The following is a 23,647-nucleotide window of genomic DNA, read 5'->3' on the forward strand; positions in this document are numbered from 1 at the left end:
GCACTGCCGGCGTGAACGCGTTGAACACCTAAGAACACTTCGAGCCACCCCGACTGAAACCGCCGGTGCTACGGACCTTCTTCAGTCACGGTTGGTGACCGTCCGTCCATGGCACCCGGAATCCAGCCGGAGCCCCGTGCTGCGCCGGGATCCTCTCCAGGACGCCGCCCGCGAAGATGTCGTACAGGGGGAGTGTCTCCAGGTGGACGTAGCCGATGTGGCAGTCGCAGGTGGTCAGGGGGCAGGTGCGGGGGCGCAGGGCCCGGCGGTAGGAGCCGTCGTACAGGTTGCCCAGCTCCGAGCGGACGAAGTGGCAGCGGCGCACCGTGCCGTCGCCGTCCACCGATATGACCGACTCGCCCGTACGGCACGGCAGGCCCGCGCTGCGGTGCGGATGGCGGCTGTACGGGAAGAGCGGGTCGAGGGCGCTCCACCGGTCGGCCTCGGCATCGGTGTAGGTGTGCCCCTCGGCGGCGTTGACCCACAGATACACCTGGGCGGGGAGATCGGCGCGCAGGCGGCGCGCGTGCTCCAGGTGCTCGGGAAGACCGACGACACCGACGCTGTGGCGGACCCCGCGCCCGGCCAGGTCGTGACACTTGGCCAGGAAACGGTCGTACGGCGTCTGCCCGGGGTGGAAGGTGCACCACAGGGCGAGGGTGTCCAGGTCGGCGGCGTCCAGCCAGTCCGTACGGCAGCTGAGATTGGTCTGTATCGCCACCCGGCGGACGTGCGGCAGCCGACTCAGCTCAGCGAGCGTACGCCGGTACCAGGAGCGCACCAGGCCCTCGCCCCACGGCGTGAACAGCAGGGAGAGCCGGTCGTCCTGCTGTGCGGCCGCCCAGGCGGCGAACCGCTCCAGCGCGGCGCGGTCCGCGGTCAGCTGGGCGCGCGTGTCCCGGCGCTTGGCGAAGGGACAGTACGGGCAGTCGTAGTCGCACGACGCCAGCGGGCCACGGTAGAGGATGGTCAGGTCCATGCGGGCTCCGTCACTTCGGTTCGTAGGCGGCCATGCGCTCTTGGACGGCGGCGGAGAACAACTCGGGACCCAGCGCGTCGGAGTGGGCCAGCCCCTCCGGGGAGAGCCGCAGCAGGTCCTCGCCCGCGGAATCGTCCAGCCAGCCCCGGTCGCCGAACCGGTCGAGCTCGGCGGCGAAATCGTCGCCGGGCGCGCTGCCGAAGCGGGCCCGGTAGTCCGCGACCCGCATGCCCTCGGCCTGCAGCAGTGACTGCAGCAGATGGCGGCGCCGGGCCTCGTCCTCGGTCATCTCCCAGCCGTAGTCGGCGTGACGGAAGCCGTCGGCGGAGCGGGCGGTGTAGTCGTCGATGATCCCGCGTATGCGGTGCATGTCCACCGCGTAGTCGAAGGAGTAGTGCAGCGTGGAGGTGTACGAGCGGGCGCCGCAGCCGAGGCCGACCATGCCGTCGGTCTGGCACGCGTAGTCCTCTCCGCCGGTCGTGGGGGCGCCCGTACGACGGAACATGCGCATCGACACCTGCTCGTAGCCCCGCGCGAGCAGGTGGTCGCGGCTGTGCCGGTACAGCCGCAGCCGCTGCTCGTCCCACGCGGCCTCGCCGGGCGCCCCGCCGTGATGCCGGCCCAGACCGGTGAGCGGGCGCACATAGAGGGGGTAGAGGTACAGCTCCTCCGGCTGCCAGGCGAGGGCGGCGTCGAGGGAATACCGCCAGGACGCCTCGGTCTGGCCGTCGATGCCGTAGATCAGGTCGATGTTGAGGACGGGGATGCCGGCGTCGCGAATCCGGGCGAGGGCCGCTTCCACGTCCGCCCGGCGCTGCGGGCGTACGGCCGTCCGCGCCTCGGTGTCGATGAAGCTCTGCACCCCCAGGCTCAGCCGCGTGGCGCCGCGGGCGGCGAGCACGGCCAGCCGGTCGGCGGTCGCCGTGGCGGGCGAGGCCTCCACCGACAGCGGGACGGCGGTCAGATCCGCGCCGAGGCCACGCTCGGCGAGGTCGCACAGGCGATCCAGCTCCGCGGCCTCCAGAAAGGTCGGAGTACCGCCGCCGAAGGCCGCGTTGGCGAACCGAGCCGTGTCGCCCAGCGCCTCGCGCGCCGCGATCGCCTGACGCTCCAGCGCGTCCAGATAGGCACCGGCCAGGCCGTCCGGCGCCCCGATCCGGGTGAACAGATTGCAGAAACCGCAGCGCACTTCGCAGAAGGGGATGTGGAAATAGAGCGACAGGGCGTCCTTCGGCTCGTCCGCCCACAGTGCGCGCAGGGACCCGCGCTCCCGGGGCAGCGGGCGGTACGCGGTCTTGTGCGGATAGGCGTAGACGTACTGCTGGTACGGGCGGACGGCGGGTGCGGCGGCTGCTTCGGTGCCGGTCATCGGGCCTCGTCGACGAAGAAGTGGGCGTAGGGAACGGTCCAGACGACGTCATGGCCGATGCGGTGGCCGCAGTAGCCGTCCTCGCCGTACGCGGTGCCGTGGTCGGAGCAGACGATGGCGAAGCACGGGCGGCGGCCCGCGGCGGCTGCGAAGAGCCGCCCGATGTGCCGGTCCACGTGCTCCAGGGCCGCGGCGTGAGTGGCCCGCGTGTCGCCCGCCTCGCGGGTCGCACCCGGCAGATGGAACCAGTTGGGCTGGTGCAGGGCCGACACATTCACGAAGAGGAACAGGCGCCGCTCTTGGGGGAGTCCGGCGACGACCTTCTCGGCGCAGGCCACCTGCGCCTCGAAGGACGTGGGCGAGGGCACGCCGAACTCCGGCTCCCAGTGGCTCTCGTGGAACATCCCGGGCAGGACGGAGCCGAGCGGCCCCTGCTTGTTGAAGAAGCCCACGCCGCCGATGCAGACGGTGTGGTAGCCCACGGCGGCCAGACCCGAGATCAGGTCGGGCGTGTCGTAGACGAAGGTGCCGTCCGCCGTGGTCTCGCTGCCCGCGAAACGGGCGGCGAAGAGCCGCGGATGCGGGCCCGGCGCGGCCGGTGTCGGCAGGAAACCCGCGAACATCGCCTGGTGGGAGGCGTACGTGAAGCTGCCGGGCGCGTGCCGGCGCTCCCAGGCGCCACCGGGCAGATGCCGGGCCAGGTTCGGCAGGCGTCCGGCCGCCGCCAACTCCTGCGCCACGTCGTAGCGCAGGGTGTCCAACGTGACCAGCAGGAGGTCGTGGCTGCCCACGACCTCGTTCATGTCAAGCGGTGGTGTCATGGTGGTGCTCCTCGCGTTCCGCTCGCCGAACGGCGGCCGATGTCGCGGCGACCTGCGCGGCGTAGGTGTCGAGGCCCTCGGCGCCGCTGCCGGGCAGTCCGGTCAGGCGGGGCAGCAGATCCCCGAAGGCGTTCACCTCACCGACGGCGAAGCGGCGCCACCCGGTGGACGGCAGGACGTCGACTCCGACGCACAGCGTGCCCGGGAAGCACGCGGCCGCCCGCTCGGCGACCTCCAGCACGTCGGCGAAGCTGCCTCCCGCGGCGCGGATCGCCATGTGTGCCGCGTCCAGGTCGCCGCGGGCGCCACCGAGGTGCAGATTCGTCATGGGGTGCCGGCTGGTCCGCACCACGGCATGCGTGGCGCGCCCCGCCACCACGACGACCCGCAGATCGGCGGCCCGGCCGCCCTGCGATGCCTTGGGCAGCCACCGCTCGACGTGGATCCCGTCCGGGACCAGGGCGTCGACGAGGGTGGCGACCTCGGTCTCCGCGGTGTAGTGACGCACCCGGAGAGAGTTGTACAGGCGGCCGTCGGGAGCGGTCTCCACGGACGTCGTCGCCTTGACCCGGCCGGGACCCGCCATCGACAGTGCCACGACACCGGAGGCCGACGAGCCGTGCGCCGGCTTGATGAACGCCCGTGAGATCCGGGCGGACTTCAGCTGCTCCCTGAGCCCCGCCCAGCCGCCGATCGGGCCCGGCAGGGCCGGGGGGACCGGGACGCCCGCGGCGGCCAGCCGGGCATGGCAGCGCCGCTTGTCGAACATGACCGCAACCTCCTCCGGGTCGGCTGACGTCACCGCGCCCGCGCGTCGCGCCGCGCCCGTCACCTCCCGGACCGCGGCGGTGAAACGGCGGTGCCACAGCGCCGTTCCCTCGACCCGGGTGGGATCGTCGGTGCCCCGCAGCAGCCGGTCCACCTCGGCGTTCTCGCCGGGGGAGTCGATCCGTACGAACTCGCCCGGCGTGAAGCCGTAATGTCCGCGCAGCACGTCCCGCCACGCGAGTACGCGGGGTGCGGCGTGGCCGGCCGAGCCGACGGCGGCGGCGAACATCGTCGTCCGCCGGTTCTCCGGATTGCCGACCACGGCGAACCGACGGCCGGCACCGGGAGCCGGACTACTCGGAGACAGCGACATAGCGCCACTCCTCGCCCCGCCGGCGGTGCGGAGTCTGGCGGTCCGACAGATCCACCTCGGTCCCGGCGGAGCCGAAGGCCGTCCGGATCCGGTCGGCCACGGACTCGCTCAGGAAGTGATGGTGCAGGTCCAGCCGCTCGAGATGGGTCAGCGGCTGGCCGCGGAGCAGGGCTTCGGCGCCGGCGTCGGTGAGCGTGCCCATGGACAGGCTCAGCGATTCCAGTTGCGCCACGACCGGCGCCGAGGCGACCGCCGCCGCGATCTCGTCCTGCAACTCGCTGTCCTGAAGCCCCAGATGACGCAGCGCCGGGAAGCGCCCTTGGGCCAGGACCGGCGCGAGGTCGGCCACCGTCGCGTCACCGCCGTAGTGGGACACGCCGAGCCACAGCTCCAGACGCTCCAGCGCGGGCAGCTCGCACGCCCCGACCGCCCGTACCACCTCCCCGGGCAGGCCACCCGACTCGAACCGCAGCACGCGCAGCGCGCCGTGGCGCACCGGGCGCAGCGACAGGGGCTCCTCACCGAGCCCGTGCGAGCTGCCGCCGCGCACGCCCAACTCCTCCAACAGCGGGAAGCTCTCCAGGACGGGAGTGACATCGGTGAGCTGCAACCAGGAGATCTCGCACTCCTCGCCGGTGACGTCGGCGAGGAACACGGCGCGCAGCGCGGGGAAGCGCCCCGCGTCGGCCAGGATCAGCTCGAGCTCCGGACGCAGTTCGCTGTACTCGTCGTGCCACCAGGGCCCGATGACCAGCGCCCGTACCTCTGCGCTCGGCACCCGGTCCACAAAGCTCTGCCACAGTTCGGCGAACGGTGTCTCCCAGGAACAGTCCAGCCGCCAGGCCACCTCGCCCGCGGCGGGAAGCGCCTCTTCATGTGGCTCGGGAAAGGTGAGGACGGGCAGCCCGTGGAAGGTCTCGAAGTGAGATGCGAAGGTCATGACGTACTCATTCCGCGACGGCCGTGAAGCGGTGGACGACGCCGTCGTTCTCCCAGCTGTCGCCGGGCTCGGACAGGTCGACCTCGACGCCGGACGGCTCCAGCGCCGCCCGTACCCGCTGGGCCACCGGCTCGGTGACGAAGTTGTGGTGGAGGTCGAGCCGGGTCAGGTGCGTGAGCGGCTGGCCGTCGAGCAGCGCCGTCGCGCCCGCGTCGGTGAGCACCCCGAGGGACAGGTCGAGGGACGTCAGCTGGGCGACGACCGGGGCCGCGGCGACGGCGGCGGCGATCTCGTCCTGGATCTCGCTGTTGCGCAGCCCGAGATGGCGCAGGGCCGGGAAGTGCCCTCCGGCCAGGATCGGCGCGAGGTCGGAGACCGTCGCGTCGCCGCCGTACCCCTCCACGCCGAGCCACATGTCGAGGTGCTCCAGGGCCGGGAGTTCACTGGCGGCGACACCGCGCACGACCTCGCCGGGCAGGCCGCCGGCCTGGAAACGCAGCGTGCGCAGGTGCTGGTGCTTGACCGCCGGGAAGCGCAGTCCGGTGCCGCCGCGGATCCCGAACTCCGCCAGCAGCGGATAGGCGTCGAGGACCGGCGTGACATCGGACTGCTCGATCCAGGAGATCTCCGCCTCCTCCATCTCGAGATCGCCGATGAACACGGCCCGGAGCGCGGTCAGCCGGTCACGGGCGTCCACCAGGCGCTCCACGACGCAACCGGAGTCGTTCTCGTAGGCCTCACCCCACGAACCCACGATGATCGCGCGGACCGCGGCGGGATCCACGGTGTCGAGGAAGCGGTCCCACAGAGCACCGAAGTCCTCCGAGGAGTCCCCGTACGGATCCGAGGCCGGCCGCCAGGCCACGGTGCCCGCCTCCGGCAACTCCCGCTGCTCCCCGGGATGGGGGAAGTCGAAGGCCGGGAGACCGTACAGTTCCTGCAGATGCTGGACGTTGGACATGAGTGCTGGCCTCCTGGGACCCGGACACGAAGCAGTGAACGCCAAGAGTTGTACCAAGCCGCACTGACATCGCCGGCAACGGGCCGAGCCACGGCCGGTCCGAGGGGCGTTGTCAGACCCCCGGCGTAGCGTCGTGGTCATCGGTCGACGAGGCGTCGACGGGGAAGGGAGACACGTATGTACCGGCAGGGGGACGTCCTGATCGTGCCTGTGGCGGAGGCCGCCGTGCCGCCGGGCACCGACCGGCTGCCGCAGCAGCCGCGGGACGCGCGGGGGAGGCTCGTGCTGGCGCTCGGTGAGGTCACCGGACACGCCCACGCGGTGGTCGGGCCCGGGACGCTGGTCCGCGAGGCCGGTCCGTTCGGGGCCTCCTACCTCCATCTCCCGGACGGCGGACGGGTGGTGCACGAGGAACACGCGGCGATACCGCTGCCCAAGGGCTGGTACCGCGTGGTGCGACAGCGTGAATACGTGCCCGGCGCGGTCCGCGTCGTGGCGGACTGAGACGGCGGGAGAACGGAACGATGACGATGCCGACGGAAGCCGCACCGGCGGACACGACGGGGAAGTGGCGAGAAGTGGCGGCGGCGACCGGCCCCGCGGACCGCACGGCTGCCGAGGAGGGGGTGCGGCTGGCCTACCGGCTGGCCGGACTGCCCGAGCCGGAGCGCATCGTGTGGGTGGGTTCACCCCGCGAGGGCGCGGTGGCGGCCGCACGGCTCACGACGGAGGGGACGGCGGGCCGCTGTGTGCGGGACGCGGTGCGTACCCGGCCGTGGGCCGTCGCCCGGCAGCGGGTCCTCGACCGGCTCGGGCCGGCCGGCTGGGCCGAGCACTGGGCCCTGACGGGCGCTCAACTGTGGGACACCACGGTCACGCTGACCGAGCGTATACGAACCGGTGTGGTCGAGACCTCGGCCGACGAGGCGGGAGGGGAGCAGGCCGTCCGGCTCGCGCTGCTCGACGCGGTCCTGGGCCAGCACGACGCGGCCTGGCTGGCGGCCTTCGACGACCAGGACGGCGGCGGGACGGTCGAGGGGATCGCCGCGGTGGCCCGCGCAGCGGGCTGGTGGTGGCCGTACGAGAAGACCGCGATCGTCTCGGAGCGCCCCGTGGAACTGCACCGGGACGAGGCGGGCAGACTCGACCGCGGGGACGGACCGGCGCTCGCCTTCCCCGACGGATTCGCCCTGCACGCCTGGCGCGGCATGCCGGTCCCCGCCGAATTCCTCGGCGGACTCGCCGGGCTGACCCCGCAGCGGATACGCGACGAGGAGAACGCCGAGCTGCGCCGCGTGATGCTTGAGCACTACGGCTACGACCGCTACCTGGAGGAGTCCGGCGCCGAACCCCTGCAACGGGACGAGGCCGGTGTGCTCTGGCGCATCGAACTGGAGGGGGACGAGCCGCTGGTGATGGTCGAGGTGGTCAACTCCACCCCGGAGCCCGACGGCACCCACCGCACGTACTGGCTGCGGGTGCCACCGCGCACCAGGACCGCCCGGGAAGGCGTCGCCTGGACTTTCGGGCTCGAAGCGGACGAGTACACACCGGAGCGGGAGACCTGAGCCCACCTGGCCGGTGACCGGGCCGGGGTGCGGCCGGGGCACGGAAAGCGCTACTCGTGGTTCTCGTGGGACAGCGCGTCCAGGTCTGCCGCGAAGTCCTCGGCGTTCAGGAACAGCAGGTCCTGCGCCTGGGGCGGCCGGCCCGGGCGGCCGTTCGGGCCGAGCAGCGGCTGTTCGGTCCAGATGCACTTGCCCCTCGGCGTGTACCGCGCACCCCAGCGCTGGGAGAGCTCGGTGATCAGTTGCAGCCCGCGGCCTCCCTCGTCGGTCTCCGTCGCGTGGCGGATGCGGGGCATCGTCAGGCTGCCGTCGAAGACCTCGCAGATCAGTCCGGCGTCATGCAGCAGACGCAGCCGGACCGGGCCCTTCGCGTGCCGTACGACGTTGCCGACCAGTTCGCTGGCCAGGAGTTCCGTGGTGGGTGTCAGATCGTCCAGGCCCCAGGCGGAGAGCTGTTCGCGGACGTGGCGGCGGGCCTGACCGGCCGCCTTCGGGTCCTCGGGCAGCGGCCAGGAAGCCATCCTGTCGTGGTCGAGGGCATGCAGGCGCGCGACGAGGATCGCCGCGTCGTCGGCCGCCTGATGCTCGCCGGAGAGCAGCCCGGCGGTCAGGGTGTCGCACACGGCCTCCAGGTCCGCGTCGACGCCCTCCTCGTGAGCCGTGCGCAGGAGCCGGGCCAGGTCCGACATCCCCTCGTCGACCTCCCGGTTCGCGGACTCGACCAGTCCGTCGGTGTACAGCACGAGCAGGCTTCCGTCGGGCACCGTCAGCTCGACCGTCTGGAAGGGAGGCTTCGCCGCGCCGAGCGGCGGATCGGGGGTCGGCTCCGGGAAGTGCACGGTGCCGTCGGGGTACATCAGGGCCGGCGGGGGGTGCCCGGCGCGGGCGACGGAGCAGACCTGAGTGGTGGAGTCGTAGAGCGCGTACAGGCAGGTGGCGTACGAGTCCTCGCTCATGCCGCCGACGATGTCGTTGAGGTGACCCATGATTTCGTCGGGGGGCAGTTCGAGATCGGCCAGGGTGTGGACGGCGGTGCGCAGCCGGCCCATGGTTGCCGCCTCGGGCAGGCCGTGGCCCATGACGTCGCCGACGACCAGGGCGACCCGGCCGCTGGAGAGCGGGATCACGTCGTACCAGTCGCCGCCCACGTCCATGCCCTGCCGGGCGGGGAGGTAGCACGCGGCGGCCGTGCACGCGGGCAGCTCGGGCAGGTCCCGGGGAAGCAGACTGCGCTGGAGTTCACGGGACCGGGTGTGCTCGGCATCGTAGAGCCGCGCCCGTTCCAGGGCCTGTGCGACGAGGGCCCTGATCGTGGTCAGCAGTGTGCGTTCCTCCTCGGTGAAGCGGCGCGGGCGGTCGAAGGCCACGACGCACACCCCGAACGTGCGGCCGGACGCCGTCAGCGGAAGGAACGCCCAGGACCGCATCCCCGTCCGGGTGCCCAGGCGGGCCCGCTCCGGGGCGTACGCGGTGTACTCGTCGGCCGACGACAGGAACAGCGGGGTGCCGGATGTGATCGTGTCCCAGGCCGGCTCGCCCGGTCCCCGGAGACGGCCGTCGATGTCGCGGAGATAGTCGTCCGGGTAACCCACCGCTCCGACGTTGTGCAGCCGGTCGCCCTCGGTGACCTGCACCAGCAGCCCGGCCGCGGCGAACAGCGGCAGCACCCGCCAGGCGACCGCGTCCACCACGTCCGCGGAGGTCGTCGCCTTGGCGAGGGCCGCGGTCAGCTCCGTGATCTGGGCCGCCCGCTCGGACGCGGCACGGGCGGCCGCCTGGCGTTCTTCCTGCAGACGCCGCTTCTCGGTGACGTCCGCCAGGTAGACGGCCCGGCCGACGGGGCCCGGCACCAGCCGTAGCTGGTAGCGGCGCCCCGTGTCCGGCATGTGCACATCGAAGCTGGCGGGTGTCTCCTCTGCGGTGGCTCTCCGGCAGCGGTCTTCCAGGTCCGGGATCTGCCGTGCGGCCGGCAGGTCCCACAGCACACGCCCGAACAGATTCTCCTCGGGGCACCTCAGGGTGCGTTCCGCTTCCAGGTTGGCGAAGGTGACGCGCCAGTCGGCGTCCACCGTCAGGAAGCCGTCGCTCATATGGCGCAGGGCGCGGCTGAGCGCGTCACGGGTGGACGGCGACTCACCGCTCTCCCACCTCACGCCCACCATGCGGAGGGGGGCACCCCGGTCGTCGTAGGCCGGCTTGCCGCGGGCCCGTGACCAGACGTAGGTGCCGTCCAGGCGCCGTACCCGGTACATGGCCGCGTAGACCGAGTGCTCGCGGATCGCCCGCTGCGCCTCCGCCAGGGTCGGTGCCAGGTCGTCGGGGTGGACGATCTGCATCCAGTCCTGGATCTTGCCGGTGTACGCGCCCGGTTTGGTGCCGTAGTACTCCATGACCGCCGCGTCCCAGATCAGGTCGCCGGTCTGGAGGTTCCAGTCCCACCAGCCGACCCTGAGATCCGGCACGCTCTGCCGTTGCTGCTCGTCGTCCGGTTCCGCCGGTGCGGGTGCCGCCGGCTTCGGCGCCTGGACCAGGCGCTCCTCGGTCCAGGCGACGACGGCCCGGAGGAAGTCCCACTCGTGCGGGGCGGGCTCGCCCCGGCCGCCCGTCAGCACGGTGAGCGTGCCCATGATGCGGTCCTCGCGGGACACCGGGAGGACGGCGAGGCCCGTGCCCGCGCCGGGCCATGGGATTTCTGCCCCTTCTCCTGCTTCGGGCGCCGGCCCGGCCGGGGGCAGCGGCAGCCATACGGCGCCGCGCCGGCGCAGGGCACGCGCGGGGGCCAGCCGACTGTCCTGGTCGATGACTTCCCAGGAGCGGGGGATGTCCGGAGGCAGGCCGACGGTCGTCGCGAGGCACAGCGCGGAGGTGGGTCCACAGAGGTGGACCAGGCCACCCAGAGCGCACAGTTCGCCCGCGGCGTGCTGCAGTGCCAGCCGGAAGACATCGCTTTCCGGGAGACCGGGAGGCACTGCGTTGAGCAAAGCCAACCGCGCATTCATAATACAAATTCTATCATTACAGCATAAAGTCCAGATATTCAATAAGAAATAGTATTAGCGGTCCCGAGATGAGCCTATTCCGTCGTGTCGGCACCGGGCGGGCCGTCAGGCTGACCCCGTGTCAACTGTCGTGCCCTGAGCTGCGATCTCCGCAGCCAGCCGAGTGCGCAGGCCGTCGACCAGCGCCGTGAGAGAGACCTCGAAGGCCAGGTCGGCGGCGGGGCGGCGCTGCGCGGCCGAGGCGTCGTCGCGGGCGTGCACCGCGGCGGCGAACCTGGGCACCTCGGGTGAGTCCGGCCCCGGGTCGAACATCGCCGGCGGTGCCATCAGGTCCAGCGCCGAACCCAGGACGAACGACTCCACGCCGACCATGACGGGGATGACCGACGCGATCGGCCATCCGCCGCGCTCCAGCCCGGCCACCACCGACTCGTACATCCGCAGGGTGCGATGCGCACCGGACACCGGGATGGTGGCCAGCAGCGCGATGGTCTGCGGATGCGCCGCGAAGGCCGCCCGGTACAGCCTCGCCCAGCTCACCAGGGCCTCGTCCCAGGGGAGGGTGTCGAAGACCGCCGCGTCGATCGGGTCGGCCACCAGCTCGCGCACTCCGGCCAGGATGTCGTCCCTGCCCTTGACGTGGTTGTACAGCGACGAGGGGCGCACCTGGAGCCGCCGGGCCAGCAGTGCGATGGAGAACCCCTTGGCGCCCACCTCGTCGATGAGGTCGAGCGCGCCGCGCACGATCACTTCGCGGCCGAGGACGGGTGTGCTCGGCCGTCCCGTCCTCCGCGTCCCGGCGCTCATCCGGTGTCCCCGCCCCTCTTCCCAAGCGTCGTGGCGTGAGTCTAACCTGCGTCCACTAAAACGAATGGTATTCGCTTTGGGAGTACGCATGCCCCTCACCGTCTTCCGTGACGCCGTCGTGTGGACCGGTCTGCCCACACCGCCCGGCGCCGGGCAGCCGCCGACCGCGCTGGCCGTGCGGGACGGCCGCATCGAGGCCGTCGGCGCCGCGGCCGAGGCACTCGCCGGCGCCGCCGACGAGCTGCTGGACCTCGGTGGGGGCCTGCTCATGCCCGCGTTCGGAGACGGTCACTGCCACCCCGACCAGGGCGGATTCGAGGCGCTCGGCCCGCGCATCAGGCCCTGCACCAGCGTGCACGAGCTGGTCACGGAGGTCGGCCGGTACGCCGCCGCGCACCCGGAGGCGGAGTGGATCCTCGGCGGCAGCTATGACTCCACACTCGCCCCCGACGGCCTCTTCGACGCCCGCTGGCTGGACGCCGCCGTGCCCGACCGCCCCGTCGCCCTGCGGGCCTGGGACTACCACACGCTCTGGTGCAACACCGAGGCCATGCGCCGGGCCGGCCTCGACGACTCCGTGCAGGACAGCGAGCGGGGCCGGTTCGCACGGCGTCCCGACGGCAGCCTGCTGGGCACCATGGTCGAGTGGGACGCGGTCGACGCGGTCCTCGGCGCCGCACCCGCGAGGAGCCTGGACGAACGGACACGGGCCCTGGCCGTCGCCACCCGCGGCTACGCCGCGGCCGGGGTCACCTGGATCCAGGACGCCTGGGTGGAGCACGAGGCCGTCGACGCCTATCTGGCGGCGGCCCGGCAGGGCGTCCTGGCCACGCGCGTGAACCTCGCGCTGCGCGCCGACCCGTCGCGGTGGCGCGAGCAGCTGGCCGAGTTCGCGGCCGACCGCGACCGGATCGAGGCGGCGGGGTCCGACCGGCTGACCGTGCGCACCGTCAAGTTCTTCGTCGACGGCATCATCGAGAACCGCACCGCGGCGCTGCTCGAACCGTACGCCGACGACCCCTGCGCCCGGGGCATGCCGCTCTGGGCCGCCGCCGAGCTGCGCGCGGCCCTGGTGGAGATCGACCGGCTGGGGCTGCAGCCGCATCTGCACGCGATCGGCGACGCCGGCATCCGTACCGCCCTGGACGCCGTCGCCCACCTCACCGAGGTGCGCGGCTCCCGGGACCGCCGTCCGGTGATCGCCCATGTGCAGCTGGTCGACCCCGCGGACCTGCCCCGCTTCGCCGAACTCGGTGTGATCGCCAATATCGAGCCGCTGTGGCTGCAGCCCGACCCGGCGATGACCGACCTCACCATGCCCCGCCTCGGCGAGGCCCGATCCCGGCAGCAGTACCCGTTGGGGTCGCTCCTGGGCAGCGGCGCCCGGGTCTCCTTCGGCAGCGACTGGCCGGTCTCCGACCACCGGCCGCTGACCGGCCTCCCGGTCTCGGTGACCCGGCAGACGCCGCAGCGCCGCCCCGAGGGCGGTTGGCTGCCGCAGGAACGGATCGACATCGAAACCGCGATGTCCTGTTACACGGCCGGCGTCGCCCACCAGGCGATGGCCGACGACCGTGGTGTGTTGGCCCCGGGACGGGTCGCCGACCTCGTCTGGCTCGACCGGGACCCCCGCGACCGCGACCCGCACGACGTGCCCGGCACCACCGTGCTCGGCACCTGGCTGGCCGGCCGACGCATCTACGGCACCCACGGGTGACCGCCGGCGGGGCGCCGCCGCACGCCCCGCCACCGCCGGTTGCCGGATCGCCCGGCAATCCGTGACTCTCTCTGCGGAAGGAACGGTTCATGACGGCGACAGACATCCCCGCGGAATCCGGGCTCAAGCGGGTCCTCGGGCTGCCCGGACTCACTCTCTTCGGTCTCACCTACCTCGCTCCGGTGACCGTGTTCACCACCTACGGGGCGGTCACCGGCGTGACCGGAGGCCATCTGCCGGCCGCCTATGTGATCGCCTCGGTGGTGATGCTCTTCACGGCCGTCAGCTACGGGCGGATGGTGCGGGCGTTCCCGACCGCGGGGTCGGCGTACACCTACACCCAGCAGTCCTTCGGCGGGCATGTCGGCTTCATGGTCGGCTGGACCCTGATGCTGGACTACCTCTTCCTGCCGATGATCAACTTCCTGCTGATCGGCATCTATCTGCACAGCCAGGTCCCGTCGGTTCCCGCGCAGGTGTTCGTGCTCGCCGCGCTGCTGCTCTCGCTGGTCTTCAATGTGCTCGGCGTGGACTTCATCAGCCGGCTCAGTACCCTGGTGATGGGCCTGGCGGGGGTGCTCGTGGTGGTCTTCGTCGCCCTGTCCGTCCACCACACGCTCGACCGCGGTGCGTCCGCGCCGTTCGCCTCGTTCCTGCCGGGCAGCTCCGGGACCTCGGCGGCGTTCTCCGGTGCCGCGATCCTCGCGCTGAGCTTCCTCGGCTTCGACGCGGTCTCCACCATGTCGGAGGAGGCCAGGAATCCGCGGCGCACCATTCCCCGCGCCATCGTGCTGACCACGGTCCTCGGCGGCCTGCTGTTCATCGTGGTGTCCTGGATGGGCGCGCTGGTGCACCCGGGCGCCACCTTCAGCGATCCCGACAGCGCGGGCCTCGACATCATGCGGACGCTCGGCGGCTCCGCGTTCGCCTCCTTCTTCGTGGCCGTGTATGTCGCGGGTGCCTTCGGCTCCGGGGTCACCACGCAGGCCGGTGTGTCCCGGATCCTCTACTCGATGGGACGCGACGGGGTGCTGCCCGGACGGGTGTTCGGCCGTCTCCACCCGCGCTTGCGTACTCCGGTGACTGCGACCGGCCTGGTGTCCGCCGTCTCGCTGGTCGCCCTGTTCATCAGCCTCGACAACGCCGTGGTGATGGTCAACTTCGGTGCCCTGATCGCCTTTTCGGTGGTCAATCTGAGCGTGGTCAAGCACTACCTGGTGGATCAGGGCCGCCGCAGCGGCCGCGATCTGCTGTCCTACGGACTGCTGCCGGTCGTCGGGTTCGCACTGACCCTCTGGCTGTGGACCAGCCTGGAGGGCATCACCTTCGAGGTGGGGCTCTGCTGGATGCTGGCCGGGTTCCTGTATCTGCTGTTCCTGACCCGTATGTTCAGCCGGAAGCCTCCCGTGATGAGTTTCAGCGAGGACACGTCGGGGGCCGTCGCCGCTCCCCGCGAGGCCTCTGCGGCGGGTGCGGCGAACACGGTGCCGCACGACACCCCGCGCTCCTGAGAGGTGTTCTCCGGCGGATGCCGGAGAACACCCGGCCTTGGGTTTCCCCCGGTACGGCGGTACGCGGCTGCCGTGCGCGGGGGAGCGGCCATCCCGGGACTCCCGCCGTCCCGCGCGCCAGGTCAGTCCTGCCAGTCGGCGAGATCCGGCAGCGCCTTCGGATTGATCGTCAGACCGATGCCCGGTGCCGTCGGCAGTTCGGGAGTGCCGTCGCGTACCTCGGGCTCGCCGAGGAAGAGGGGGTCGACGCGCCGGCCGGCACCCCAGTAGGAGGGGTTGGTGAGGTGCTCGGTCCAGCCGCAGTTGGGCTGCGACAGCACCACGTGCAGCGTGGCCGCTGAGTACACGTGAGGGATGACCTCGATACCCGATCCGGACGCCATCTGGCAGACCCGGCGCAGCTCCGTGATGCCCCCGACGCGGTGCACGTCGGGCTGCAGGACGTCCGCCGCCCGGGCGTCCAGGAGCTGCTGGAAACCGTGCCGGGTGAACTCGTGCTCGCCGGTCGCGATCGGGACCAGGCCCAGGTCGCGCAGCAGGGCGTGGCCAAAGATGTCGTCGGGGACGAGCGGCTCCTCCACCCAGCGCAGCCCGAGACCGGCGAGCCCGCGCAGCATGGCGGTGGCGAAGGGGCGGTCCCAGCCCATGTAGGCGTCGCTCATCAGCTCGATGTGGTCGTCGAGCTCCTCGCGGATCGCTTCGATGTAGCGGAGGTTGGCGAGCAGCCCGGAGCGTCCGTCGGCGGGGCCGAAGGGGAAGTTGGCCTTGACGCCGGTGTAGCCGCGCTCCGCGTAGTCCCGGGCCATGCGGCGCACTTCGCGCAGGTCGTCGTCGGGCTGCACCTTGCTGGCGTAGGCGCGGACCGTCTTGCCGGAGGGGCCGCCGAGGAGCTGGTACACCGGCTTGCCCGCCGACTTGCCGATCGCGTCCCAGATCGCGATGTCGATGGCGCTGATGGCCTCGATGGCGGCCCCCTTGCGCCCGTAGACGATCGAGGAGCGGTACATCTGCTCCCATATCTGTTCGGTCGCGGTGGCGTCCAGGCCGGTCGCGATCCGTCCCAGGTGGGCGTTGACCATCAAGGTGGCGGCGCCGATGCCGTCCTCGGAGTAGCCGAGCCCCGTGGTGCCGTCCGCCAGCGTGACGCGCACGACGACCACGCCCTGCGGCCAGGTGTACCAGGACCAGCCGTCGCCCCGGCGGGGGAACTCGTTCATCGGGCTCGGCCCGCGGACGCTCTTCTGCTGCTGCCAGAAGTTCCCCCACATCGAGCGGGGGACATGGCGTGCCTCAACGCTGGCGATCTCCACGTGAAACCTCGTTGCTAGGTGCTGCTGCCGATGGTGGACGAGACGGGCTGCCGCTGCGGCGCGCAGCGGATACGCGCGGCCGGCCCGTTGACATGTTAAGCAGAAGCAACCTAGTTTTTGCATATGCTGCTACGGCGTTGCAAATATTGCAACATGATCGTTTGGGTGACCGGCTCACCACGGCGCACCCGGACCCGACCGCAGCAGACCATCGAGAAGGAGGTTGGCAGTGAACACACAGACCATGCGGGCCATCAGATGGGCCGGTCCCGGCGAACTGGCACAGGACACCGTGCCCGTTCCCGCACCCGGACCGGGCTGGGTGCTGGTCAAGGTCACCCGGGTCGGCATCTGCGGCTCGGACCTCGCGATCTGGCACGGCGAGCACGCCCGCGCCCGGCCAGGAGTGATCATCGGCCATGAGTTCACCGGAGTCGTCGAGGACGCCCCGGGCAGCACCGGGCTCGAAGCCGGCACGCACGTCGCGATCCGCCCGCTCATCGCCTGCCACGACCGAGGCACCACACCGCCCTGCCGGCCCTGCGCCGCCGGGAACTCCCACGTCTGCGCCCACCTCGGCCTCTACGGCGTCGACGAACCGGGCGGCCTGGCCCAGTACGTCCAGGTGCGGGCCGAGGCCGCCCACCCCATCGGCGGCGACGTGCCCGACGAACGGGCCGTCCTGGCCGAGCCGCTGGCCGTCGCCGTCCACGCCGTCGCACGATCCGGCCTGCGCCCGGACGACACCGTCGCCGTCTTCGGAGCCGGTCCGATCGGCCTGCTCACCGCCCTGGTCGCCCGCCACCGGGGAGCACACCGGATCATCCTGGTGGAACCCAACGCATGGCGCCGAGACGTCGCCGAGCAGCGCGGCTTCACCGTGCTGCCTGCCGGCCCCGAGACCCCCGAACGCGTACGCGACCTCACGGGCGGCGACGGCGCCGACATCGTCTTCGACTCCGCCGGCCACGCCTCCGTCGCCCTCCAGGTCACCGACGCCGCCCGCATCCAGGGCACCATCGTCGTCGCCGGAGTCCACAAGCAGCCCCCGGCCGTCGACCTGCGCGCCGTCAACTTCGCCGAACAGCGCCTGATCGGAACGCGGGTCTACGCACGCGAGGACTTCCTGGCCGCGATCGGCCTGCTGGAGAAGGACGAACTCCGACTGGCGACCCTGCCCGTCACCACCTTCCCGCTCTCGCACAGCCAGGACGCCTTCCACGCCGCAGGACAGGGCGAGGGCAGCGTCAAGATCCTCATCGACCCGAACCACCAGGGAAGCTGATCACCGATGCCTGCACCCACCCCCTCCGCCGCCCCGCACACACCGGGCGCCTGGGTCGTCGGCTCCTCCAGCGGGATCGGCCGCGCCACGGCCGAACGCCTGGCCCGCGACGGATACGCCGTCGCCGTCTCGGGACGCCGCAAGGAACTCCTCGACGAGGTCGTCCGGGGCATCACGGCCCACGGCGGCCGGGCCCTCGCCGTCCCCGTCGACGTCACCGACGCCGCCTCCGTCGACGCCGCCCACACCGACATCACCGCCGCACTCGACGGCCCCCTCGAACTCCTGGTCTGCTCGGCCGGCACGAACGTCCGCAACCGCTGGTGGTCCGAGCTGACACCCGCCGACTTCGACCTGGTCGTCGACACCAACCTCAACGCGGTCACCCGCTGCGCCCTCACCGTCCTGCCCGGCTTCCGGCAGGCGGGCTTCGGGCAGATCGTCGTCGTCTCCTCCTGGGCCGGATGGCAGTACATGTCCGCAGCCGGAGCCGCCTACAGCGCCGGCAAGACCGCCCTCGGAGCCCTGGTGCACACCCTCAACGACCAGGGGGGCCGCTCCGGCATCCGGGCCACCCACCTGTGCCCCGGCGAGGTCGTCACCGACATCCTGCGCACCCGGCCCGTCCCCCCGCCCGAGGAGGAGACGGCCCGGATGCTGGACCCCGACGACGTCGCCGAAGCCATCAGCTGGCTGGCCGGGCTGCGCGCGAAGGTCTGCGTCAACGAACTGGTCCTGACCCCCGTCCACAACCGTATGTACGTCGATACCAGCGCCTACCCGCCTCGGGAGGCCCGCGCATGACCGACCGGCTGACGACCGTGGTCACCGACGACAACGTCTGGCCCTGGCTGCGTGACGACACCACACTCGCCGAGCACGGCATCGACGCGCGGTTCGTCCCCCTGACCGACACCGAACGACTCGTACGACACCTGGCCACCGCCGACGCCTGCGTCAGCGTGTTCTTCCCCCAGGAACTGGCCGGCCGGGCCGGACACCGACTGCGGCTGCTCCAGGTCACCGCGGCCGGCACCGACCACATCGCCTGGCAGCCGCTGCCCGCCACCGTCACCGTCGCCAACTCCTTCGGCCACGGACGCAGTGTCGCCGAACACGTGCTGATGACCGTGCTCGCCGGCCGCCGGCAACTGCTGTGGCGGGACGCGCAGCTACGGCGGGGACACTGGCACACCCGGCTGGTCGACCCGCACACACCCGCCTTCCGCAACCTGCCCGGCACCACCGTCGGCATCGTAGGACTCGGCCACATAGGACGCTCCATCGCCCGGCTGTGCGCGGCGGTCGGCATGCGTCCTGTCGGCATCCGCCGCTCGGCGGCCGAACACCGCACCGACGACCCCGACTTCGCCTGGGTGAACGGGCCCCACGCCCTGCCGGAACTCCTGTGCGAAAGCGATGTCCTGGTCCTGGCCTGCCCCCTGGACGACTCCACACGGCACATGATCGGCGGCAGCGAACTCGACATGCTCGGCCCCGACGGGATACTGGTCAACGTCGGCCGCGGAGCCCTGGTCCAGGAACAGAGCCTCTACGACGCGCTGCGCACCCGGCGCCTGGGAGCGGCGGCACTCGACGTGTGGACGACACCGGCCGCCCCCCGTCCCACCCCCGCCTCACCTCTGCCCTTCCACGAACTCACCAACGTGATCATGACGCCGCACTTCTCCGCCACCGCGGAGGACACCTACCGGGACCGCGCCCAAGAAGTCGCGGACAACCTCAAGCGCCTGGCCGCCGGGCTGCCGCTGCGCAACGTGGTCCGCGCCGGAGCAGCGGGGGGCCACGGATGAACCGGAACGACACCATCACGACGGACGTGCTCACCGTCGGCGAGACCATGGTGATGGTCACCCCGCAGGCAGGCGGCCGGCTCGACGCGGAGTCCAGCTTCGTCCTGCGGCCCGGCGGCGCCGAGTCCAATGTCGCCGCTCTCCTCGCCGAACTCGGCCACCGCACGCACTGGGCCGGCGCCCTGGGCACCGACCGGCTGGGTGACATCGTCACCACCGTGCTGTCCGGCCACGGCGTCGACACCTCACTGGTACGCCGTGACCCCGGCCGGCCCACCGGTGTCTACTTCAAGGACCCCACGCCGCACGGCACCGAAGTGGCCTACTACCGCGCCGACTCGGCAGCCACCGGCGTCGACACCGCGGACCTGGAGACCTGGACCCGGGCCGCCCCGCGTCTCGTGCACCTCTCCGGCGTACTGCCCGCCCTGTCCCCGAGCTGCTCCGACCTCACACGCCGGATGGTGTTCGACCGTCCCTGGGACAAGACCCCCGTCAGCTTCGACGTCAACCACCGGCCGGTGCTGTGGCAGCGCATGAGCGACGCACGTACGGACCCCCACCGGCAGGCGGCGGACACACTGCTCGACCTCGCCCAGCACTGCGACATCGTGTTCGTGGGACGGGACGAGGCGGCCGAACTCTGGGGGACCACCGACGCCGAGAGCGTACGGACCCTGATCGACAAGCCGGAGCACCTCGTCGTCAAGGACGCCGCCGTCGAGGCGGTCTCCTTCACCGGGACCGGCACCGCACGCGTGCCCTCCCGGCGGGTGCACGTCGTCGACCCGGTCGGCGCCGGAGACGCCTTCGCGGCCGGCTGGCTGAGCGGCTGGCTGCACGGACAGGACGAGATCCTGCGGCTGCGGCTCGGACACTACGCGGCGGCACAGGTCCTCGCCTCCGCCTCCGATCTGGCGACCCTCCCACCGGCACATGAGGTGATCGCCTTGCTGGAGGATGAGGACACCAGCAACTCCCAGGTCAGCACCTAAGGAATCACCCCCATGTCGCAAACAGTCGCCCGCGCCATCGACATCATCGGCTTTGTCTCCCAGCAGCCGCGCTCCCTCAACGAGGTGGCCGAACGCGCCGGGGTGCACAAGTCGACGGCTCTGCGGCTCCTGCAGACCCTGGAAGAGGCCGGGTTCGTCCGCAAGGACGCCCGCGGGCACTACGCGATGGGCTTCCAGCTCATCGCCTACGGTCAACTCGCCCTCGATCAGGTCGAGGCCCGGTCGCTCGCGCATCCCGTGCTGCAGGAGCTGGCCGAGCGTCACGGCCACACCGTCCACCTCGGTGAACTCGTCGGTGACCGCATCGTCTACGTCGACAAGATCGACGGCAGGGGCAGTGTCGCCATGGGCTCCCGCATCGGCCTCCAGGCCCAGACCCATACCGCGGGTGTCGCCAAGGTGATCACCGCGTACCAGGATCCGGCGACCCAGGAACGGATCCTCGGCAAGGCCACGTTCGAGCGCTACACCGACACCACACACACCAGCCGCGCGTCCCTCGACCAGGATCTGCGCCAGACCCGGGCCCGTGGCTGGGCCGAGGACGACGGCGAACACGAGGGCTACATCAACTGCATCGCCCTGCCCGTCTTCGACGCCCGCGGAAAGGTCACCCACGGCATCTCCGTCACCGCGCTGTCCGCCGTCGCCCCGCTCACCGAACTCCGCGCCCACCTCGACGAATTCCGCAAGGCCGCCCAGCAGATCAGCGCCAAACTGGGCTGGAAGGGAAACACCCCATGACCCCTGCCGACCACAGCGACGACTTCTTCGCCCGGCACCTGGCCGCTACCCCCGTCATCGGCATCTTCCGCGGCCACGACCCGGCCACCACCGTCGAACTGTGCCGACACGCCTGGGACTTCGGCGTCGGCCTCGTCGAGATCCCCGTCCAGTCCGCGGCCGCCCTGCCCTCGCTCGCAGCGGCGGCCGAAGCGGCCCGCGCCCACGGCAGACACGTCGGGGCCGGCACGGTGACCACCACCGAGCGGCTGCGGACGGTCAGGGACGTCGGTGCCGCCTTCACCGTGGCCCCCGGACTGCACCCGGACGTCGTCGAGGCCTCGGCAGACGCCGGCCTTCCCCACCTGCCGGGCGTCGCCACCGCCACCGACATCGCCAACGCTCTCGCCCTCGGGCACACCTGGCTCAAGGCGTTCCCCGCCCAACAGCTCGGAGCCGACTGGATCACCGCACACCTCGCGCCGTTCCCGGACGTGCACTTCGTCGCCACCGGCGGAATCAGCGCCCACAACGCCGCCGCATTCCTGGCAGCCGGATGCGCCGCGGTCGCCGTGGGCTCGGCCCTGGCCGACCCGACCACCCTGCCGCTCCTGCGGGAGGCGGTGAGCCCCGTGCACTGACCCTCGGCCACCCAACACCTCCCGGAAGCCGACAGCCCCACTGCGGGCCCGCCGACACCCCCTCCGCGGACCCGCAGCTTCACACCGGCGCGCGCAGAACGAGTCGCGCAGGTGTCGACACCGGCACAGCTCACCGCCGGGCCCCTGCCCTGCGCCGGCCGGCGGAACAACGGCCGTCATACGACCCCCGCCCGTCTTCCGGTCTGCCGCAGACCGCCGCGTGCCGACCGCGCGGGGACCATGCCGCGCCGCTCCGCCGACGACACCCCACCGTTCCGGAACAGCCCCTCCCGGCGGCAGCCCACGAGCCGCACACCCCGTACCGGGGCATCGCACTGCATTTCAACGACGAACCAGCAAGGCGATCCTGAAAAGAGTCCTACATGGCACGCACACCCTCCTCAGCCGAGCTCGACCCGAAGGCCATCAGACGTGTGGTCGTGGCGAGTTCCATCGGCACCGTCATCGAGTGGTACGACTTCGCGCTGTACGGCGTGGCATCCGCGCTGGTCTTCGGCCCCCTGTTCTTCCCGAGCCAGAGTTCCGTGGCCGGCACCCTCGCCTCGTTCGCGGTCTTCGCCGTGGCGTTCTTCGTCAGGCCCCTCGGCGGCCTCATCGCCGCACACGTGGGCGACCGCGTCGGACGCAAGCCCGTCCTGGTCTTCACCATCACACTGATGGGAGCGGCCACCGTGGCCGTCGGCCTGCTGCCGACCTACGACGTCGTCGGAGGCTGGGCCCCGGTCCTGCTGCTGATCACCCGCATCCTGCAAGGCATAGGGGCGGGCGCCGAGTTCGCCGGAGCCGTCACCACCGTCGCCGAGTACGCGCCCGAGGACCGCCGCGGCTTCTACACCTCCTTCGCCCAGGCCTCCGTCGGCGCCGCGTTCGTGCTCTCGACCGGCTTCTTCTCGATCCTCGCCACGATTCCCGAGCACATCCTGCTCGGCTGGGCCTGGCGCATCCCCTTCCTGGCCAGCTTCGTCATCTTCGCCGTGGCCCTGTTCATCCGGAGCCGTATCGAGGAGACACCTGACTTCGTCCAGGCCCGGGAGACCATCCGGGCCCAGGAGGGCACGACGTCAACCGCCCGCAAGATCCCCGTCGTCCAAGCGCTGCGGGAGCGCCCCCGCCACCTCGTGGTGGGCCTGCTGTGCGGTTCCGGGCTGAACGTGGCCGGCTATCTCGTCAACACGTTCTCGCTCAGCTACCTCAAGAACACCCTGGGCGTCTCGGCGACGGTGGCCACGGTCGGTGTGGTCGTGGCCATGGCCAGCAGCATCGTCGCCGTGCCCCTGTTCGGCCGGCTCTCCGACCGGGTGGGACGCGCGCCCGTACTCGCCGGCGGGGCCATCTTCACCGCGTGCTACATCCCGCCGTACTTCCTGCTGCTGCAGACCGAGCAGCCCGTCCTGATCGTCCTCGCCATGACGATCGCCTACGGCGTCGGGCAGAGCGCGATGCTCGGCTCGCAGTCGGCGTTCCTGTCGGAGCTGTTCGAGACCCGCTACCGCTTCACCGCGATCGCCTTCTCCCGCGAGCTGAACGTGATGGTGCTGGGAGGCACCACCCCGTTCATCGCGACCGCCCTGGTGGCCGCGGTGGACGGGCCCTGGCTGGTGGTCGGATTCGTGATCGTCTGCCAGGCACTGACCTTGCTGGCGCTCGCCCTGGCGCGTTCCTCCCGCACCCATGCGGAGCGGGCGGACTCCGGCGCACTCGACGGCGACGGCAGTACGGCGCTCACCTCGCACGCCTGAAGCACGCGCGAGGCGAGCCGGCGGACACCCGCGCCGGCACCTTGCGGTCCCGACCGACTGTCGGGGCCGCAAGCGCCGTACGCGGGCAGCGCTCCGTCACCGGGGCGATGACGCGTCGCGACCGGCACGACAACCGGGCCAAGACTGCCGGTCCACGGCAATGACACGACCGGGAACGCGGCGCCACGATAGTGCCGCAGGACGTCCTGTGCGCGGACGGGACGACCTGACGCCGGCACGCTCCAGACTCTCACGCAGGACGCCGACCAGCGATTCATGGGAGCC

At 71.6% G+C, this 23,647-nt stretch carries 20 protein-coding genes; 11 read left to right on the forward strand and 9 right to left on the reverse strand.

Annotated elements, in window-relative coordinates:
• Positions 1-85: 85 nt before the first annotated feature.
• From CTZ28_RS15045 to CTZ28_RS15070, 6 genes are read right to left on the reverse strand one after another with little or no spacing between them, the layout of a single operon-like run.
• The gene (locus tag CTZ28_RS15045; RefSeq protein ID WP_121889895.1) at positions 86-979 is read right to left on the reverse strand and encodes an STM4011 family radical SAM protein; all 894 of its coding nucleotides are present in this window, start codon (positions 977-979) and stop codon (positions 86-88) included.
• 10 nt (positions 980-989) lie between these two features.
• Positions 990-2,348: an STM4012 family radical SAM protein gene (locus CTZ28_RS15050; protein WP_121889896.1), complete on the reverse strand. Its 1,359-nt coding sequence runs from the start codon at positions 2,346-2,348 to the stop codon at positions 990-992.
• Entirely contained in the window at positions 2,345-3,151 is an 807-nt protein-coding gene (locus CTZ28_RS15055; RefSeq protein ID WP_121889897.1) for an STM4013/SEN3800 family hydrolase, read from the reverse strand. The genes CTZ28_RS15050 and CTZ28_RS15055 overlap by 4 nt, the downstream gene beginning before the upstream one ends.
• 1 nt (position 3,152) lies before the next feature.
• Positions 3,153-4,310: an STM4014 family protein gene (locus CTZ28_RS15060; protein ID WP_121889898.1), complete on the reverse strand. Its 1,158-nt coding sequence runs from the start codon at positions 4,308-4,310 to the stop codon at positions 3,153-3,155.
• Positions 4,291-5,250 carry an STM4015 family protein gene (locus CTZ28_RS15065; RefSeq protein ID WP_121889899.1) on the reverse strand — a complete coding sequence of 320 codons (960 nt, stop codon included), beginning with the start codon at positions 5,248-5,250 and terminating at the stop codon, positions 4,291-4,293. Before CTZ28_RS15065 ends, CTZ28_RS15060 begins: the two co-directional genes overlap by 20 nt.
• Positions 5,251-5,257: 7 nt before the next feature.
• A complete protein-coding gene (locus tag CTZ28_RS15070; RefSeq protein WP_121889900.1) occupies positions 5,258-6,211 on the reverse strand; it encodes an STM4015 family protein in 954 nt (317 codons plus the stop codon).
• Between the two features lie 177 nt (positions 6,212-6,388).
• Between CTZ28_RS15070 and CTZ28_RS15075 the strand changes: the two genes are divergently transcribed.
• Together CTZ28_RS15075 and CTZ28_RS15080 are read left to right on the forward strand one after the other, a co-directional pair.
• On the forward strand, positions 6,389-6,715 hold the full coding sequence (locus tag CTZ28_RS15075; protein ID WP_121889901.1) for a hypothetical protein: 327 nt from the start codon (positions 6,389-6,391) through the stop codon (positions 6,713-6,715).
• Between the two features lie 20 nt (positions 6,716-6,735).
• Positions 6,736-7,779 carry a DUF6745 domain-containing protein gene (locus CTZ28_RS15080; RefSeq protein WP_259471630.1) on the forward strand — a complete coding sequence of 348 codons (1,044 nt, stop codon included), beginning with the start codon at positions 6,736-6,738 and terminating at the stop codon, positions 7,777-7,779.
• Positions 7,780-7,829: 50 nt separating this feature from the next.
• On the opposite strand, the gene CTZ28_RS15085 is transcribed toward CTZ28_RS15080, so the two are convergent.
• The gene (locus tag CTZ28_RS15085) at positions 7,830-10,778 is read right to left on the reverse strand and encodes a SpoIIE family protein phosphatase (RefSeq protein WP_121889902.1); all 2,949 of its coding nucleotides are present in this window, start codon (positions 10,776-10,778) and stop codon (positions 7,830-7,832) included.
• Positions 10,779-10,883: 105 nt separating this feature from the next.
• The gene (locus CTZ28_RS15090) at positions 10,884-11,585 is read right to left on the reverse strand and encodes a TetR/AcrR family transcriptional regulator (RefSeq protein WP_121889903.1); all 702 of its coding nucleotides are present in this window, start codon (positions 11,583-11,585) and stop codon (positions 10,884-10,886) included.
• Positions 11,586-11,673: 88 nt separating this feature from the next.
• Here CTZ28_RS15090 and CTZ28_RS15095 point away from each other — a divergent pair, with 88 nt between their 5' ends.
• On the forward strand, positions 11,674-13,302 hold the full coding sequence (locus CTZ28_RS15095) for an amidohydrolase (RefSeq protein WP_121889904.1): 1,629 nt from the start codon (positions 11,674-11,676) through the stop codon (positions 13,300-13,302).
• A gap of 89 nt (positions 13,303-13,391) precedes the next feature.
• Complete coding sequence (locus CTZ28_RS15100) at positions 13,392-14,813, forward strand: APC family permease (RefSeq protein ID WP_121889905.1); 1,422 nt, start codon at positions 13,392-13,394, stop codon at positions 14,811-14,813.
• A 122-nt stretch (positions 14,814-14,935) separates the two neighbouring features.
• Here CTZ28_RS15100 and CTZ28_RS15105 read toward each other — a convergent pair whose 3' ends face one another.
• Positions 14,936-16,123 carry an enolase C-terminal domain-like protein gene (locus CTZ28_RS15105; RefSeq protein WP_183154406.1) on the reverse strand — a complete coding sequence of 396 codons (1,188 nt, stop codon included), beginning with the start codon at positions 16,121-16,123 and terminating at the stop codon, positions 14,936-14,938.
• A 229-nt stretch (positions 16,124-16,352) separates the two neighbouring features.
• Between CTZ28_RS15105 and CTZ28_RS15110 the strand changes: the two genes are divergently transcribed.
• The 7 genes from CTZ28_RS15110 (at position 16,353) to CTZ28_RS15140 (ending at position 23,362) form a co-directional block, all read left to right on the forward strand.
• Entirely contained in the window at positions 16,353-17,408 is a 1,056-nt protein-coding gene (locus CTZ28_RS15110) for a zinc-dependent alcohol dehydrogenase (protein WP_183154407.1), read from the forward strand.
• Positions 17,409-17,414: 6 nt separating this feature from the next.
• Entirely contained in the window at positions 17,415-18,212 is a 798-nt protein-coding gene (locus tag CTZ28_RS15115) for an SDR family oxidoreductase (RefSeq protein WP_121889907.1), read from the forward strand.
• Entirely contained in the window at positions 18,209-19,222 is a 1,014-nt protein-coding gene (locus CTZ28_RS15120) for a 2-hydroxyacid dehydrogenase (RefSeq protein ID WP_121889908.1), read from the forward strand. Before CTZ28_RS15115 ends, CTZ28_RS15120 begins: the two co-directional genes overlap by 4 nt.
• Positions 19,219-20,217 carry a sugar kinase gene (locus CTZ28_RS15125; RefSeq protein WP_121889909.1) on the forward strand — a complete coding sequence of 333 codons (999 nt, stop codon included), beginning with the start codon at positions 19,219-19,221 and terminating at the stop codon, positions 20,215-20,217. The genes CTZ28_RS15120 and CTZ28_RS15125 overlap by 4 nt, the downstream gene beginning before the upstream one ends.
• A 12-nt stretch (positions 20,218-20,229) precedes the next feature.
• Entirely contained in the window at positions 20,230-20,982 is a 753-nt protein-coding gene (locus CTZ28_RS15130; RefSeq protein WP_121889910.1) for an IclR family transcriptional regulator, read from the forward strand.
• On the forward strand, positions 20,979-21,602 hold the full coding sequence (locus CTZ28_RS15135; RefSeq protein ID WP_121889911.1) for a bifunctional 4-hydroxy-2-oxoglutarate aldolase/2-dehydro-3-deoxy-phosphogluconate aldolase: 624 nt from the start codon (positions 20,979-20,981) through the stop codon (positions 21,600-21,602). The genes CTZ28_RS15130 and CTZ28_RS15135 overlap by 4 nt, the downstream gene beginning before the upstream one ends.
• Before the next feature lie 383 nt (positions 21,603-21,985).
• Complete coding sequence (locus CTZ28_RS15140) at positions 21,986-23,362, forward strand: MFS transporter (RefSeq protein ID WP_121889912.1); 1,377 nt, start codon at positions 21,986-21,988, stop codon at positions 23,360-23,362.
• The last annotated feature ends 285 nt before the right edge of the window (positions 23,363-23,647 follow it).

The sequence above is a fragment of the Streptomyces shenzhenensis genome (assembly GCF_003688995.1).
Classification (GTDB): Bacteria; Actinomycetota; Actinomycetes; order Streptomycetales; family Streptomycetaceae; genus Streptomyces; species Streptomyces shenzhenensis_A.